This window comes from Massilia agilis (genome assembly GCF_024756255.1).
In the GTDB taxonomy this organism is placed as follows: Bacteria; Pseudomonadota; Gammaproteobacteria; order Burkholderiales; family Burkholderiaceae_D; genus Telluria; species Telluria agilis.
In genome coordinates, this window is the sequence record NZ_JANUHB010000002.1 from 138,018 (window position 1) to 153,927 (window position 15,910).

Consider the following 15,910-nt stretch of genomic DNA (forward strand, 5'->3'; position numbering starts at 1 on the left):
AATCGAACACGATGATGAACCCGCCGCAAAGTAGCCTTGCCGTTCTCGCCGTGCCGGCGTTCAAGGACAACTACCTGTGGCTGATCCATGACGGAACCCATGCCGCCGTAGTGGATCCCGGCGACGCCGCGCCCGTCATGGAAGCGCTGGAGCGCCACAAGCTCGCGCTGACTGCCATTCTACTCACCCATCACCATGCTGACCATATCGGCGGCGTGTCGCACTTGCTGTCGCGCTATGCGGTACCGGTATTCGGGCCGCGCCACGATGGCATTGTCGCAGTGACAAATCCACTCTCCGAAGGCGACCGCGTCGCGGTGCCGGGGCTGGACCTGGAGCTGGAAGTGCTGGACGTGCCGGGCCACACGCTGGGCCACATCGCCTACGTCAAGCGGCGCGGCGTGCGTGCGGTGTTTTGCGGGGATACCCTGTTTGCGGGCGGCTGCGGGCGGCTGTTCGAAGGCACGCCGGAGCAGATGGTGGACTCGCTTGGCAAGCTGGCCGCGTTGCCGGATGACACGCTGGTGTATTGCGCGCACGAATACACCTTGTCGAACCTGCGCTTTGCCGAGGCTGTCGAGCCTGGCAACGAAGCGCTGATCCGCCGCATCGCCGACGAGAGCGCCAAGCGTGCGATGAACCTGCCGACTGTACCGTCCAACATCGGCAGCGAGAAGGCGACCAATCCTTTCCTGCGTTATGCCGAGCCGGCGATTGCCGACAGCCTGGTCAAGGCCGGGAAACTGGCGCCGGGCGCCGGCCCGGTACAGGTGTTCGCGGCGTTGCGCGAGTGGAAAAACGTTTTCTGACGCTGCTTGGCGGCAGCTGCCCACTTCCAACTCCCACCCCGTCGTTCCGGCGAAAGCCGGAACCCATGCATCGCATGCACAACTGGCGACGTCGAGCGTAGCCGTCAGGCGATCTCAGCATGGGTCCCGGCCTGCGCCGGGACGACGGCGGTTGCTGTTTCCGCGATTTAGATTTCCTCGTACAGCGGCAGCGTCAGGAACTCGGCAAAGTCCTCCGACGTCGACATCTGCTCGAAAATCTCGGCAGCGCGCACATAGCTCGGGTTGTCGCCGTTCGGCGCCACCGCCTTCACCTTGGCCAGTTCCTGCGGGATCATCGCGCGCACCATTTCGGCGGTCACCTTGCGGCCGTCTTCCAGCACGCCCTTGGGCGTACGGATCCACTGCCACACCTGCGAGCGGCTGATCTCGGCGGTGGCGGCGTCTTCCATCAGGTTGTGGATCGGCACGCAGCCGTTACCGGCCAGCCATGCACCCAGGTAGTGGATGCCGACGTTGATGTTGTAACGCAGGCCGTCCTCGGTGATCGGCGCTTCCGGACGGAAGTCAAGCAGGTCGGCCGCGGTCACCTGCACGTCGTCGCGCTGCTTGTCGATCTGGTTGGGACGATCGCCGAGCACCTTCGTAAATTCGGTCATCGCCAGCTCGACCAGGCCCGGGTGCGCCACCCAGCCACCATCGTAGCCATCGGTCGCATCGCGCGACTTGTCGGCACGCACGCCGCCCATCGCGACCTCGTTCTTGGCCGGATCGTTCTTGATCGGGATGAGCGCCGACATGCCGCCGATGGCCGGGGCGCCGCGCTTGTGGCAGGTCTTGAGCAGCAGCAGCGCGTAAGCGCGCATGAACGGCGAGGTCATCGTGACCTTCGGACGGTCGGCCAGGCAGAAGTTCTTGTCGAGCTTGAACTTCTTGATGCACGAGAAGATGTAGTCCCAGCGGCCCGCGTTCAGGCCGGCGCTGTGCTCGCGCAGTTCGAACAGGATCTCGTCCATCTCGAACGCGGCCAGGATCGTTTCGATCAGCACGGTGGCCTTGATCGTGCCCTGCGGCAGGCCAAGCTCGCACTGGGTCATGATGAAGATGTCGTTCCACAGGCGCGCCTCGAGGTGCGACTCCATCTTCGGCAGGTAGAAGTACGGGCCGGCGCCGCGCGCCAGCTGCTCCTTGGCGTTATGGAACATGAACAGCGCAAAGTCGAAGATACCGCCGGAGATGCGCTTGCCGTCCACCAGCACGTGCTTCTCGTCCAGGTGCCAGCCGCGCGGGCGCACGACCAGGGTCGCCACCTTGTCGTTCAGCTTGTACGACTTGCCGCCCTGCTCCAGCGAGATCGTGCCGCGCACGGCGTCGCGCATGTTCAGCTGGCCGGTGATCTGGTTGTCCCAGTTCGGCGTGTTCGAATCCTCGAAGTCGGTCATGTAGCTGTCCGCGCCCGAGTTGAGCGCGTTGATCACCATCTTGCGCTCGACCGGGCCGGTGATCTCCACGCGGCGGCATTCGAGCGCCTTGGGGATCGGCGCGATCTTCCAGTCGCCGGCGCGGATGTGCGCGGTTTCCGGCAAAAAGTCGGGGCGCTCGCCGGCGTCCAGGCGACGGGCACGTTCGGTACGGGCAGCCAGCAGCTGCTGGCGGCGCGGCTCGAACTCGCGCGACAGCTTGGCAACCAGTTCCAGCGCCTCCGGCGTCAGGATCTGTTCGTAGCCGGGCTTGATCTCGGCCCGGATTTCCATTCCGGCTGGGGTGACGATGGCCATGTGCAATGCTCCTGTTTTCGAAAGTTGAGGAAATCTGTCGTGCTGCACTGCGAAGCAGTATATGCCAGCAGCGCGTTTATCATCACTCAAGTATATTCACTCCGCCGTATCTAAACGATACAATTGATCACTTCATCTCTCACTTTTTGTATCAAATCCAGATGGGCAAATTTCGCCAGATTTCCACCTTTGTCGAGGTCGTTTCCAAGGGCAGCCTGTCGGCCGCCGCGCGGGCCGAGGGCATTGCGCCGGCCATGATCGGGCGCCGCCTGGATGCGCTGGAGGCGCGGCTGGGCGTCAAGCTGCTGCAGCGCACCACGCGCCGCCTGGCGCTGACCGACGAAGGGGCGGCGTTTTTGGAGGATTGCCAGCGCATCCTGGGCGAGTTGGAAGAGGCGGAGGCGGCAGTCTCGGAACGCAGCGTGCACGCCACCGGCAACCTGTTGATCTCGGCGCCGGCGGGCTTCGGGCGCCAGCACGTGGCGCCGCTGATCCCCTCTTTCCTGGCCGAGCACCGCGACCTGACCGTCAACCTGAACCTGTCCGACCGCATCGTGGACCTGATCGGCGAAGGCGTGGACGTGGCGATACGTATCGCCAGCCCGGTGGACTCGAACCTGGTGAGCGTCAAACTGGCCGACAACCACCGGGTGGTCGTCGCCTCGCCTGCCTACGTCAAGCGCCACGGCGCCCCGCGCACCCTGGCCGATTTGGCCCGCCACCAGTGCCTGGCCATCAGCAGCGAGGGCAGCCAGCGCGGCTGGACCTTCCTCGACAAGGGCAAGATCGTGACACTGAAGGTGGCCGGCAGCATGGTGTGCAACGACGGCGCCGTCCTGCACGACTGGGCGGTGGCCGGCAAGGGGCTGGCGTGGCGCTCGATGTGGGAGGTGGCGGCGCAGATCGAGGCCGGGCGCCTGGTCACGGTGCTGGACCAGTATTCGGCGCCGGGCAACGACATCTACGCGGTGTTTCCCCAGCGCCGACACCTGCCGCTGCGCATCCGCGCCTTCGTCGATTTCCTGCGCCGCGCCTACGCCCGGCCGGATTACTGGAGAAGTTCTGAAGGGAAATAGAAATGGAACAGGCAAAAAAAAATCCCCGGAAGTTCCGAGGATTTCTTTGCCTAAGCAAATTCGAGCATTACAGCGGCTGAATGTTCGAAGCTTGCTTGCCTTTCGGGCCGGAGGTCACGTCAAACGAGACGCGCTGGTTCTCCTGCAGCGACTTGAAGCCCTGCGATTGGATCGCCGAGAAGTGAGCGAACAGATCTTCGCCGCCCTCGTCCGGGGTGATGAAGCCGAAGCCCTTCGAGTCATTGAACCATTTTACGATGCCAGTTGCCATTACAATTTCCTATTTCAGTTAAGTTGGACTTTCGTCCGTTTTCAGATCGTTTGAAGAAGCAAGAAAGAAATGACAGACAGACTGCACTACTACCTCGAACCCAACGATCCCTCATTATACCGATAAAAACCACGTGTACATGGTTTTCGCAAATTTAATACAAAACTCCGTAATTCTCACACCCAACTCGCGGAGCTGCATTTGCGTCGGCGGTATGAAGAATATAGGCCATCGATACTTGTCAAATTTGCGATGGATCAAACGATCATACGCATGTTTCTATGCGGTACGGCAAAGCAGACTCTAGCCTATTAAGATAGAAACACGGCGCACGACTGGATGCGCACGGGGGAACACGGGCTGCAGGGGGATGGGAGACGAGGCGCGGTCCGGACGGAGCGGTCAGCAAAAGCCGCCCGCACCGTCCGGCAACCGTGGTGGCAAAACGACGCCGTGGTTATTTGGTGCCGAAGATACGGTCGCCCGCGTCGCCCAGGCCCGGCACGATGTAGGCATGGTCGTTCAGGTGCGAGTCGAGCGAAGCGACGTACAGCTTCACGTTCGGGTGCGCCTTCTGGAACACCGCCACGCCTTCGGGCGCGGCCACCAGCGCCAGGAAGATAATCTGCTCGTCGGCCACGCCGCGCTTCTTCAGCACGTCCACCGCATGCACGGCCGAGTTGCCGGTGGCGACCATCGGGTCGCACAGGATGAAGGTACGGTCGGTCGTGTCCGGCAGGCGCACCAGGTATTCCACCGGCTCGTGGGTTTCCGGGTCACGGAACACGCCGATGTGGCCCACGCGGGCCGACGGCACCAGCTCCAGCAGGCCGTCGCTCATGCCCACGCCCGCGCGCAGGATCGGCACCACGGCCAGCTTCTTGCCGGCGATGACGGGCGCATCGATCGTCTCGAGCGGCGTTTGCACCTTGCGGGTGGTCAGCGGCAGGTCGCGCGTAATCTCATAGCCCATCAGCAGCGTGATCTCGCGCAGCAGCTCGCGGAAGGTGCGCGTGGACGTGTCGTGCTCGCGCATGTGCGACAGCTTGTGCTGGATCAGCGGGTGGTTCAGGATGAACAGGTTGGGAAAGCGCGGGTCTTGTTTCATGATCGGCATCTGGGATGTTGTTGTGGCTTATCCGCAGCATTATCCCAGCCGCGCGCCCGTTTGTCCTCAGTTTGGCGAAGAATTTTGTGCTTCATGCCGGCAGCGCGCGCGCCAGGATCGCCGCGCAATCGGTGCCCTCGGGCAGCTGGCCGTAAGCGCCACCGGCCCCGGCCAGCAGGCGCGAGCCCACGAACGCCTGCGCCACGTAGCCTGGCGCAAAGCGCAGCAGCAGCCCCGCCTGCACCGCCAGCACGATGCGCTCGGCCAGCACGCGCGCACCGAATTCGTCCACGCGCATGGCGGCCAGGTCGTCCAGCAGGCTGCCGGCGAATGCATCAAAGCGCGCGTCCAGGCCTGCCGCCGGCTCCAGCTCGGCCGCCAGGGCGGCATGCGTTTCCAGCGGCGCCTTGCCGAGCGCGCGCAGCACGTCCAGGCACATCACGTTGCCCGAGCCTTCCCAGATCGAATTGACCGGGAACTCGCGGTACAGGCGCGCCAGCGGGCCGTCCTCCACATAGCCATTGCCGCCGACGACTTCCATCGCCTCGGCGCCAAAGCCCGGGCCACGCCGGCAGATCCAGTATTTGCCGGCCGGCGTGAGCAGCCTGCCCAGCAGCGCCTGTGCCGGGTCGTCCTGCTGGTCGAAGCAGCGCGCCAGCCGCAGCGCGAACGCGGTGGCCGCCTCGGATTCGAGCGCCAGGTCGGCCAGCACGTTTTGCATCAGCGGCTGCTCGGCCAGCATGCGGCCGAACACGGCGCGCCCGCGCGCGTGGTGCAGCGCATGGCACAGCGCGGCGCGCATGATGCCGGCGGTGCCGATCACGCAGTCCAGGCGCGTGTGGCTGCCCATTTCGAGGATGGTCGGGATGCCGCGCCCGACTTTGCCCACCAGCCAGCCAACGGCGCCATGAAACTCGACCTCGGACGAGGCGTTCGAGCGGTTGCCCAGCTTGTCCTTGAGGCGCTGCACGCGGATCGCGTTGCGCGTGCCATCGGGAAGAATGCGCGGCAGCAGGAAGCAGGACAACCCAGCGCTGCCGGCGTCGTCGGTCTGTGCCAGCACCAGGTGCGCGTCGGCCTGCGGGGCCGAGAAGAACCACTTGTGGCCGACGATGCGCCAGGCGCCGTCGCCGTCCTCGCCAAAGCGCGCCCGCGCGGCGCCAGGCTCGAGCGGCTCGGCGCGCGTGGTGTTGGCGCGCACGTCGGTGCCGCCCTGTTTTTCGGTCATGCCCATGCCCACCAGCGCGCCGCGCTTTTGCGCCACCGGCAGCGCGCGCGGATCGTAGTCGCGCGACAGGATCTTGGGCAGCCAGGTGCTGGCCAGCCGCTCCTCGCGCCGCAACGCGGGCACCGAGGCGTAAGTCATGGTCACCGGGCACTGGGCGCCGTTTTCGAGCTGGCCGAACAGCAGGTACTGGGCCGCGCGCGCCACCTGGGCGCCGGCCCTGGGCTCGGCCCACGGCGCCGAGTGCGCGCCCGCGCCCACCATCAGCGCCATCAGCGCGTGCCAGGCGGGGTGGAACTCGACCTCGTCCACGCGGCGGCCGCTGCGGTCGAACTGCACCAGGCGCGGCGGGTTGGCGTTGGCCAGGCGCGCCAGGTCGAGCGTTTCGGCGCGCCCCAGCTTGTCGCCCAGCGCCGCCAGCGCGCCGGCGGCCCAACCGCCGCCTTCGCGCTCGAGCGCTTCCTGCAGCGCCGGGTCGCAGGTGAACAGGTTCACGTCCGCGAACGGCGCGGCCTGGTTGAAAACCTCGTGGGTGTCGAACGTGTCCATGCCGTCTCCTGGTTGGCGTGCCGCGTCGCGGCGGTCTGTCGGAGCAGGCTAGCTGAAAGTTGATACCAAGGCAAGGCCTGCCCGGACCGGCGCTGCGGGGGCGCAAGGTGTTGCTGCTCCACATCAAAACGGCGCGAAAACCACACGGAGACTTGTGATTTTTTGATGCCTAAGGGAATCTTCGGGTGCTACATTGGACACTCGTTTTGGTTGGCCGTTACCGAATGCCGCGTGCAGCCGATGGGCGCCGCGGCCATGGGGGATCCCAACGATGCGCTCGAGTTCATCGGTTGTGCCGACGCAGGGCCTGCGACCGGGGCTGGACGGCTTGCTGCAAGCCGCCGGGGACGTCGCATTCCGGCTGGCCGCCACCGGCGAGATCTGCTTCGCCAGCCCGGGCGCGATCCGGCTGGCCGGCCTGCCGCACGGGCTGCGCGGGGCGGCGCTGTCCGCCCTCGTATCCGAACCCGACCGCCCTGCCCTGCGCAACGCCATCGCCGACGCGCTCGCCGGGCCGCAGCCGGTGCTGGTCGAAGTGCGCCTGCGCTCGCATGAACGCGAGACCTGGTTCGAGCTGCGCATCACGAACTGCCCGGGACTGGCCGACGACAGCACCCTGCTCGTCATCGGCCGCGACATGACCGCGCAGCACGCTACCGAAGAGCGGCTGCGCCACATGGCCACCCACGATGCGCTGACCGAACTGCCCAACCGCCTGCTGCTGTCGGACCGCATCCGCGTGATCATCGCCAACGCGCGCCGCTCGGGCCAGAACTTTGCCGTTGCCACCGTCGGGCTGGACGGCTTCAAGAAAGTGAACGACGCGCTCGGCCACGCGGTGGGCGACGAGGTGCTGCGCATGGCCGCCGGCCGCTTGCGCCGCGCGCTGCGCGACAGCGACACGCTGGCGCGCGCCAGCGGCGACGAGTTCGTAGCCGTCCTGCCGGGCACCCACACCGAGGCGCAGGTCAGGCTCGTCAGCGGCCGCCTGCTGGCCGCGCTGCAGTCGCCGTTCGAGATCGACGAACATACGATTTACATCGGCGCCTCGGTCGGCGTGTCGCTCTACCCCGACCATGCCGAGGACGAGGTGCGGCTGGTGGCGCTGGCCGATTGCGCCATGTCGCGCGCCAAGGCCACCGGCAAGTCGCGCTGCGTGGTGTACAGCGCGCGCGACAACGGCCCGCCGGCGCACGACATTTCGCTGGAGGCGGCGATGTTCTCGGCGGTGCGCGAAGGCGAGTTCCTGCTGTACTACCAGCCGATCGTGAGCGCGCGCACGCGCAAGATCGAGGGCTTCGAAACGCTGATGCGCTGGAAGCACCCGACGCTCGGCATGGTGCCGCCGGCGCGCTTCATCCCGATCGCCGAAACCAATGGCCTGATCAACCTGCTGGGCGCCTGGGCGCTCAAGGCCGCCTGCGTGCAGCTGCGCCAATTCGAGCAGGCCGCGCGGCGCGAGCTGTACATCTCGGTCAACATCAGCCCGCGGCAGTTCAGGAGCGACAAGTTCCTCGACGTGCTGGATGAGGCGCTGGCCATCTCCGGCATGCCGGGCCGCCAGCTGGTGCTCGAGATCACCGAGGGCACGCTGATGGTCGATCCGGCCCACGCCGAGACCATCCTCGAGCGCATGGCCGGGCGCGAAGCGCGCATCGCCATCGACGACTTCGGCACCGGCTACTCGTCGCTGGCCTACCTGAAGCGCTTCCCGATCTCGGTGCTCAAGGTGGACCGCGCCTTCATCAAGGACCTGCCCGGCTCATCCAAGGATGCCGCCATCTGCAACGCCGTGCTCGACCTGGCGCGCCACCTCGACCTGTCGGTGGTGGCCGAGGGTGTCGAAACCGAGGACCAGCTGGGATGCCTGGCCGAGCGCGGCTGCCACTACGTGCAGGGCTACCTGACCGGCAAGCCGATGCCGCCGCACGCGGCCATCGCGGCGCTGAACGATGACATGTACGAGGCGCTGATGCCCTCGGAATCGCGCCTGTAACCGCCATGACCCAGCCCGCCGACCGCTCGCCGCTCGCCGCCTCGACCCTGGCCCTGCTGTGGGAACGCGTGCGGCGCCAGGGCGACATGCCCGGGTTCACGCGCGCGGTGGGCGCGGTGCTGGCCGCGCTGCGCGGCGAAGCCGAACGCGATTTTTCGATGACGCAGACAGTGCTGTCCGACCCGGTGCTGACCCAGCGCGTGCTGCGCCTTGCCAACAGCGGCATGTACGCCGCCTTCGGCCAGCGCATCGACACCGTCTCCAAGGCCGTGCTGGTGCTTGGCACCGAGACCATCGGCCACCTGGCGCTGGGGCTCAAGCTGGTCGAGGAGCTGTCGCGCAGCCGGCCCGATTCGGCCCAGGCCCACGCCGAAATGGAAAAGGCGGTACTGGCCGGGATGGTTGCGCAGCAGGTGGCCGGCAACCACGCGCTGCGCGACCCCGAGGCGGCCGTGGTGTGCGCCATCCTGCACTCGCTGGGCCGCATGATGGTCACCTTCTATTTGCCCGAGCGCTGGAGCGCGCTGCAGGAACGCGGCGCCGGCCACGAGGACGCGGCCGCCCAGGATTTGCTGGGCCTGTCGCTGGAAGCGATCGGGCGCGCGGCGGCCGAACACTGGGGACTGCCGCGCAACCTGGTCGCCGGCATGCGCAGCCTGCCGCCGGCCGCGCGCCAGATCAGCGCCGGCCACGAAGACTGGCTGGCCGCAATCGGCACCATGTCCTCGCGCTGCGCACAGTCGCTGTGGAACGACGACGAGGCCGGCGCCGACGAAGTGCGGCGCCTGGCAGGCGCCTACGGTCCGATGCTGGGGATCGAGCCGCGCCGCATCCTGGAGGCGGTCGCGCAGGCCCGGGTGGAAGCGGCGGCCGACCTGACCGTGGCCCCGCTGGCACGCCCGCAGGAAAAGCGCGAGCGCCAGGCCGACAGCGCACGCCGGCGCGCCTCCGGCAACCGCGTCATGATGGCCGGCGCGGCCGAACTGCGCGAAACGCTCGCCCAGGGCGGCGGCACGCGCATGGTGGAACTGGCGCTCGAGGCGATGCACCGCGGGCTCGATTTTTCGCGCAGCTTCGCCTTCCTGCGCAACCGGCGCGAGGCGCTGTACCTGGCGCGCATGGGCCTGGGCGAGGACATCAACGCGCTCGCCCCGGGGCTACGCTTTGGCGACGGCTACGAGCCGACGGTGTTCCACGCCGCCCTCAAGAGCGACCGCGTGATCTTCATCGAGGATGCGCACGCACCTGGCTTTGCGAACAAGCTGCCGCAGTGGTGGAAGGCCACGCTGCTTGATGCGCGCGCGTTCGTGATCCTGCCGCTGTGCGTGCGCGGCGACCCGGCCGGCTTCCTGTACGGCGACTGGCGCGGCACGGCGCAGGCAGTCGCGCCCGGGCCGGTCGAGTTCGGGCTGCTCAACGACCTGCGCACCCTGCTGGCACGTTCGCTCGACCCGCGCGAGCAGCGCGACGTGGCCGCCAGCCGGGCCTGAATCGAGGTCAGATTTTCGGGGTCGTCACCCGCACGTCGGCGCACTGGGCACGCTGCATCAGCGCGTGGTCGGCCAGCACCAGCGCGAGCATCGCCTCGGCGATCGGGGTGGCACGGATGCCCACGCAGGGGTCATGGCGGCCGAAGGTCTCGACCATCACCGGGTTGCCCTCCTTGTCGATCGAGCGGCGCGGCACGCGGATCGAGGAAGTGGGCTTGATCGCGATCGAGACCGTGATGTCCTGCCCGGTCGAGATCCCGCCCAGCACCCCGCCCGCGTTGTTGCCGACGAAGCCCTGCGGCGTCAGCTCGTCGCCATGCTCCGAGCCCTTCTGGCACACCGAGGCAAAGCCGGCGCCGATCTCCACGCCCTTGACCGCATTAATGCCCATCATCGCGTAGGCAATATCCGCGTCCAGCTTGTCGTAGATCGGCTGGCCCAGCCCGACCGGCACGCGGCTGGCCACCACGTTGATGCGTGCGCCGATCGAGTCGCCGGCGCGGCGCAGCTGGTCCATCGCCTCTTCCATCCGCGCGACCAGGGCGGCGTCGCCGGTGGCAGCGAAAAACGGATTGGCGTGCACGTGCTCCCAGCCCTCGAACGGCACCTCGATGTCGCCGAGCTGGCTCATGTAGGCCAGGACTTCGGTGCCATAGTGCTCGCGCAGCCATTTCTTGGCCACCGCACCGGCGCCCACCACGGGCGCGGTCAGCCGGGCCGACGAGCGGCCGCCGCCGCGCGGGTCGCGCACGCCATATTTGTGCCAATAGGTATAGTCCGCGTGCCCGGGACGGAAGGTGTCGGCGATGTTGCCGTAGTCCTTGCTGCGCTGGTCTTCGTTGCGGATCAGGAGCGCGATCGGCGTGCCGGTGGTGACGCCCTCGTACACGCCGGACAGGATCTCGACCCGGTCCGCCTCCTGGCGCTGCGTCACGTGGCGCGAGGTGCCGGGCTTGCGCCGGTCGAGCTCCGGCTGGATGTCGGCTTCGGACAGCGCCATCCCCGGCGGGCAGCCATCGATCACGCAGCCGATCGCAGGCCCGTGCGATTCGCCAAAGGTAGTAACGGAAAACAGCTTGCCAAAAGTATTGCCGGACATGATGTAGAAATGCGTAAAGGGAACGTACATTCTACCAGCCCGCGGCCGTCGGCCGGTTAGCGCTTTTTTTGCCCCTACGTCAAGAAATATGTTGCCCTGTGGACATATTTTGACAATTCGACCACGATCTTCACTTGCTTGCATACAATTTGGCTATACTGAACCGGAACACCAAGCCGAGCCAACCAGGGAGACCACGAGGATGCCAGCACCGAAAACGCGCGCCAGCGCGATCGATGACAGCGACGACCTCGAGTTCCTGGCCGAGACGCCGCAGGCCGGCGACAGCGGCGGCGGTCCGGCCTGGCGCATTCTCGTGGTGGATGACGACGCCGACGTCCACACCACCACCGCCTTTGCGCTTGCCAACCTGGAGATGCAGGGGCGGCCGCTCGAATTCCTGCACGCCCATTCCGCCGCCGAAGCCCGCGCCCTGCTCGAGCGCGAAGCCGACATCGCGGTGATCCTGCTGGACGTGGTCATGGAACAGGCCGACGCCGGCCTGCACCTGGTGCGCCACGTGCGCGAGACGCTTGGCCGCGCCGACGTGCGCATCATCCTGCGTACCGGCCAGCCGGGCTATGCGCCGGAGATGGAGGCGATCCGCGGCTACGACATCAACGACTACCGCTCCAAGGCCGAGCTCACCCGCACCAAGCTGTTCACCGCCGTGGCGGCGGCGGTGCGCTCCTACGAGCAGATCCGCGCCCTGCAGGCCAGCCGCGCCGGCATGGAACGCATCGTGCGCGCCGGCGCCGAGCTGACCGCGCTGCATCGCCTGCGCGACTTCGGGCGCGGTGTGCTGGCCCAGCTTGCCGCCCTGCTCGGGCAGGATGCCGATGGCCTGCTGTGCGCGCGCGACAGGTCCGGCGCCGGGCTGCCGCAGGTGATCGCCGGTTCGGGCGCGTGGGCCCATATCCTGGAACTTGAGCCGGCCACGCGCCACGACCCGAGCGTCGTCGACGCGGTCGTGCGCGCGCTCGACGAGCGTACCAACCTGTTTTCCGACGGCCGCCTGGCGCTGTACTTCCCGGGCAAATCGGGACGCGACTTTTCGGTCGGCCTGCGCCTGGCGGCGCCCATGTGCGAGATCCAGCGCAAGCTGCTGGAAGTTTTTTGCAGCGTGGTCGCGGTGGGACTGGACAACGTCGAGCTGGTCAGCCACCTGCACATGTCGGCCTTCTACGACACGCTCACCGGGCTGCCTAACCGCACCCGGCTGGTCGAGCTGCTCGACGCCACGCTGGACGGACCATTCCGCTCCGAGGCCATCGTCGCGCTGGTGGACATCGACCACTTTGCCGAGACCAACGACGCGCTGGGCCACCAGTTCGGCGACGCCCTGCTGACCGCGGTGGCCGAGCGCCTCAAGTCGGCCCTGTCCAGCGGCGAGACCGTGGCGCGCATCGGCAGCGACGTGTTCTGCGTGCTGGGCAGCGCAAGCGCCGTGGTCCCCTCGCGCATCGCCGCCCTGTTCGAGGCGCCGTTCTCGATCGACGGGCAGGACGTGCAGGTGGCGGCCACGCTGGGACTGGTGCGGCTTGCGGAGCATGACGGCAACGGCGCCGACGCGCTCAAGGACGCCGACATCGCGCTCAAGCGCGCCAAAAGCAAGCACGGCACCAACCATTTCTATTTCACGCGCGGCCTGGGCGTGGAAATCCGCGAGCGCGTGCGCATGATGCACGCCCTGCGCGGCGGCTTTGCGCGCGGCCAGTTGTACCTGGCCTACCAGCCGCAGGTCGACCTGGCGACCGGGCGCGCGTTCGGCGCCGAGGCGCTGCTGCGCTGGCGGCTGGAAGACGGCCGCAACGTGCCGCCCGACCGCTTCATCCCGATCGCCGAGTACTCGGGCCTGATCACCGAGATCGGCGAATGGGTGCTGCGCGAGGCCTGCGCCGAGTTGGTGCGCCTGCGCGAGGCGGGGCATGTCGATTTCACGATGTCGGTGAACGTGTCGCAGGTGCAGTTCCGCCACCCGCACTTCCTCGACATGCTGCGCCGTGCGCTGCAGGACACCGGCGCGCCGGCCGAATACGTGGAGCTGGAAATTACCGAATCGATGGCGATGGAAGAGCCCGACCTGCTGGCCGAGATGCTGGCGCAGGTCAAGCGCACTGGCGTGTCGATCGCGATCGACGACTTTGGCACGGGCTTTTCGTCGCTGTCGCACCTGCAGCGGCTGCAGGTGGACCGGCTCAAGATCGACCGCGCGTTCGTGAGCGAGATCACCGGCTCGGCGCGCGGCAGCAGCATCGCGGAAATGGTGATCCAGCTGGGCCGCAACCTGGGCCTGTCGATCATCGCCGAGGGCGTGGAGGACGAACGCCAGGCGCAGATCCTGCGCGCGCTCGGTTGCCGCAAGGCGCAGGGCTTCCTGTTCTCGCGTCCGCTGGCGCCGGATGAACTGGTCAGCTGGCTGGCCGTGCCCTAGACGGGATAAAGCATAAGAAGGTGGTGGCTTTGCGCCAGCTGAACGCGTGGGCAGGAAACCTGCCCACCCTACGTGAAGCGGCCGCCTTTGTAGGGTGGGCAGGTTTCCCTGCCCACGCGTTCAACCAGCACGTATTGAGCCGCTAGCGTCAGTCGTCAGCCGCCTGCTCCGCCGGCCAGTCGCGAATATAGGCCTTGAGCATGCGGTTCTCGAAGCTTTGCGCTTCCAGCACCGCGCGTGCCACGTCGTAGAACGAGATCACGCCAAGCAGCGTGCGCGCGTCCATCACGGGCAGGTAGCGCGCGTGCTTTTCGAGCATCATGCGGCGCACCTCGTTGACCTCGGTGTCGGGGGTGACGGTGATCGGGCTGTCGTCCATGTAGCGGCGCACCGTGCCGTTGCCGACCGAGCCGCCGTTGGCGGCCAGCACCGCGATCACCTCGCGGAAAGTCAGCATGCCGACCAGGTCGCCATATTCCATGACCACCAACGAGCCGATGTCCTTTTCCGACATCGTGCTGACCGCGTCCGCGAGCAGCGTTTCGGGCGTGACGGTGTACAGGATGTTGCCCTTCACCTGGAGAATCTCTGACACTTTCATGATATCCACCCTGCCCGCAAGAGGTTGCTTTCGTTGAATTCTTTGTATCTCATACAACACCAATTTAGCCTATGCCCCACAAAAAATCCAGCGTTGCGCCAAATCAGTGCAAGTCGAGGCTCGCAGGGTGATGAATAAATGCTACGATGCGGCCCATTTCCGTCCTTGATTGATGAGCCAGCCATGAGCGGTCCCCAATATCCCGGCTTCGACACCCTGTCGCTGCACGCCGGCAGTGCGCCCGATCCGGCCACCGGCGCGCGCGCCACGCCGATCTATTTCACGTCCTCGTTCGCCCTGCCCGATTCCGACCACGCCGCGGCGCTGTTCAACATGGAGCGCTCGGGAGACGTCTATTCGCGCATCTCCAACCCGACCAACGCGGTGCTGGAAGAGCGCATCGCGGCGCTGGAAGGGGGCGTGGCGGGCATTGCCACCGCCAGCGGCCAGGCGGCCATGCACATCGGCCTTGCCACCATCGCCGGCGCCGGCTCGCACGTCGTCGCCTCGCGCGCGCTGTACGGCGGCTCGCACAACCTGCTGGCCTACACGCTCAAGCGCTTCGGCATCGAGACCACGTTCGTCGATCCGCGCGACATCGACGCCTGGCGCGCCGCCATCCGGCCCGACACCAAGGTGCTGTTCGGCGAGACCCTCGGCAACCCGGGCCTCCCCGTGCTGGATGTGCCGCGCCTGGCCGAACTGGCGCATGCGCACGACCTGCCGCTGATGGTCGATTCCACCTTCACCACGCCCTACCTGCTGCAGCCGCTCGAACACGGCGCCGACCTCGTGTTCCACTCCGCGACCAAGTTCCTGTGCGGGCATGGCACCGCGATGGGCGGCCTGCTGGTGGACGGCGGCACTTTCGACTGGCAGCGCGCGTACGAACGCACGGGGCGCTTTGCCGAACTGTGCGAGCCGTACGAGGGCTTTCACGGCATGGTGTTCAGCGAAGAATCCACGGTGGCCGCGTTCGCGCTGCGCGCGCGCCGCGAAGGCCTGCGCGACTTCGGCGCGGTCATGAGCCCGCACAACGCGTTCGCGATCCTGCAGGGGATCGAAACGCTGGGCCTGCGCATGGAGCGCCACGTGGCCAACACGCGCAAGCTGGTCGAGTTCCTGGTTAGCCACCCGGCGGTCGAATCGGTGTCGTATCCGGAGCTCGACACCCATCCCGACTACCAGCTCGCCAAGACCCTGCTGCCCAAGGGAGCAGGCGCCGTGTTCACCTTCAACCTCAAGGGCGACCGCGCCGCCGGGCGCCGTTTCGTCGATGGCCTGAAGGTGTTCTCGCACCTGGCCAACGTGGGCGACGCCAAGTCGCTCGTGATCCACCCTGCTTCGACCACGCACCTGCGCGTGCCGGCCGACCAGCTGGCCGCCAGCGGCGTCCAGGAAGGCACAATGCGCCTGTCCGTGGGCCTGGAAGACCCGGCCGACCTGATCGAAGACCTGGCGCGCGCGCTCAAGCTGTCGCAGAAAGGAGCATGAC

12 protein-coding genes are annotated in these 15,910 nt (G+C 67.0%); 6 read left to right on the forward strand and 6 right to left on the reverse strand.

The window, feature by feature from the left end:
* Positions 1-11 precede the first annotated feature (11 nt).
* A complete protein-coding gene (gene gloB, locus NX774_RS07540; protein ID WP_258822719.1) occupies positions 12-809 on the forward strand; it encodes a hydroxyacylglutathione hydrolase in 798 nt (265 codons plus the stop codon).
* 167 nt (positions 810-976) lie between these two features.
* On the opposite strand, the gene aceB is transcribed toward gloB, so the two are convergent.
* Positions 977-2,566, reverse strand: a complete 1,590-nt coding sequence (aceB, locus tag NX774_RS07545; protein ID WP_258821568.1) for a malate synthase A — start codon at positions 2,564-2,566, stop codon at positions 977-979.
* Positions 2,567-2,727: 161 nt separating this feature from the next.
* On the opposite strand from aceB, the gene NX774_RS07550 reads away from it, so the two are divergent.
* Positions 2,728-3,642: a LysR family transcriptional regulator gene (locus tag NX774_RS07550; RefSeq protein WP_258821569.1), complete on the forward strand. Its 915-nt coding sequence runs from the start codon at positions 2,728-2,730 to the stop codon at positions 3,640-3,642.
* Positions 3,643-3,709: 67 nt separating this feature from the next.
* Here the strand turns inward: NX774_RS07550 and NX774_RS07555 are convergent, their stop codons facing one another.
* From NX774_RS07555 to NX774_RS07565, 3 genes are all read right to left on the reverse strand, one after another.
* A complete protein-coding gene (locus NX774_RS07555) occupies positions 3,710-3,913 on the reverse strand; it encodes a cold-shock protein (protein ID WP_036166698.1) in 204 nt (67 codons plus the stop codon).
* A gap of 457 nt (positions 3,914-4,370) precedes the next feature.
* Positions 4,371-5,021 (reverse strand): uracil phosphoribosyltransferase, encoded by a 651-nt coding sequence (gene upp / locus NX774_RS07560; protein WP_258821570.1) that lies wholly within the window; start codon positions 5,019-5,021, stop codon positions 4,371-4,373.
* Between the two features lie 91 nt (positions 5,022-5,112).
* Positions 5,113-6,795 carry an isovaleryl-CoA dehydrogenase gene (locus NX774_RS07565; RefSeq protein ID WP_258821571.1) on the reverse strand — a complete coding sequence of 561 codons (1,683 nt, stop codon included), beginning with the start codon at positions 6,793-6,795 and terminating at the stop codon, positions 5,113-5,115.
* 271 nt (positions 6,796-7,066) lie between these two features.
* On the opposite strand from NX774_RS07565, the gene NX774_RS07570 reads away from it, so the two are divergent.
* Both NX774_RS07570 and NX774_RS07575 read left to right on the forward strand, forming a co-directional pair.
* Positions 7,067-8,791, forward strand: coding sequence for a putative bifunctional diguanylate cyclase/phosphodiesterase (locus NX774_RS07570; protein WP_258821572.1), 1,725 nt, complete (start codon positions 7,067-7,069; stop codon positions 8,789-8,791).
* A gap of 5 nt (positions 8,792-8,796) precedes the next feature.
* On the forward strand, positions 8,797-10,281 hold the full coding sequence (locus NX774_RS07575; protein WP_258821573.1) for an HDOD domain-containing protein: 1,485 nt from the start codon (positions 8,797-8,799) through the stop codon (positions 10,279-10,281).
* Positions 10,282-10,288: 7 nt separating this feature from the next.
* Here NX774_RS07575 and aroC read toward each other — a convergent pair whose 3' ends face one another.
* The gene (gene aroC, locus NX774_RS07580; RefSeq protein WP_258821574.1) at positions 10,289-11,380 is read right to left on the reverse strand and encodes a chorismate synthase; all 1,092 of its coding nucleotides are present in this window, start codon (positions 11,378-11,380) and stop codon (positions 10,289-10,291) included.
* A gap of 202 nt (positions 11,381-11,582) precedes the next feature.
* Here aroC and NX774_RS07585 point away from each other — a divergent pair, with 202 nt between their 5' ends.
* Entirely contained in the window at positions 11,583-13,814 is a 2,232-nt protein-coding gene (locus NX774_RS07585) for a putative bifunctional diguanylate cyclase/phosphodiesterase (RefSeq protein WP_258821575.1), read from the forward strand.
* Positions 13,815-13,962: 148 nt separating this feature from the next.
* On the opposite strand, the gene NX774_RS07590 is transcribed toward NX774_RS07585, so the two are convergent.
* Positions 13,963-14,415, reverse strand: coding sequence for a CBS domain-containing protein (locus NX774_RS07590; RefSeq protein WP_258821576.1), 453 nt, complete (start codon positions 14,413-14,415; stop codon positions 13,963-13,965).
* A gap of 183 nt (positions 14,416-14,598) precedes the next feature.
* On the opposite strand from NX774_RS07590, the gene NX774_RS07595 reads away from it, so the two are divergent.
* Complete coding sequence (locus tag NX774_RS07595; RefSeq protein ID WP_258821577.1) at positions 14,599-15,909, forward strand: O-acetylhomoserine aminocarboxypropyltransferase; 1,311 nt, start codon at positions 14,599-14,601, stop codon at positions 15,907-15,909.
* The last annotated feature ends 1 nt before the right edge of the window (position 15,910 follow it).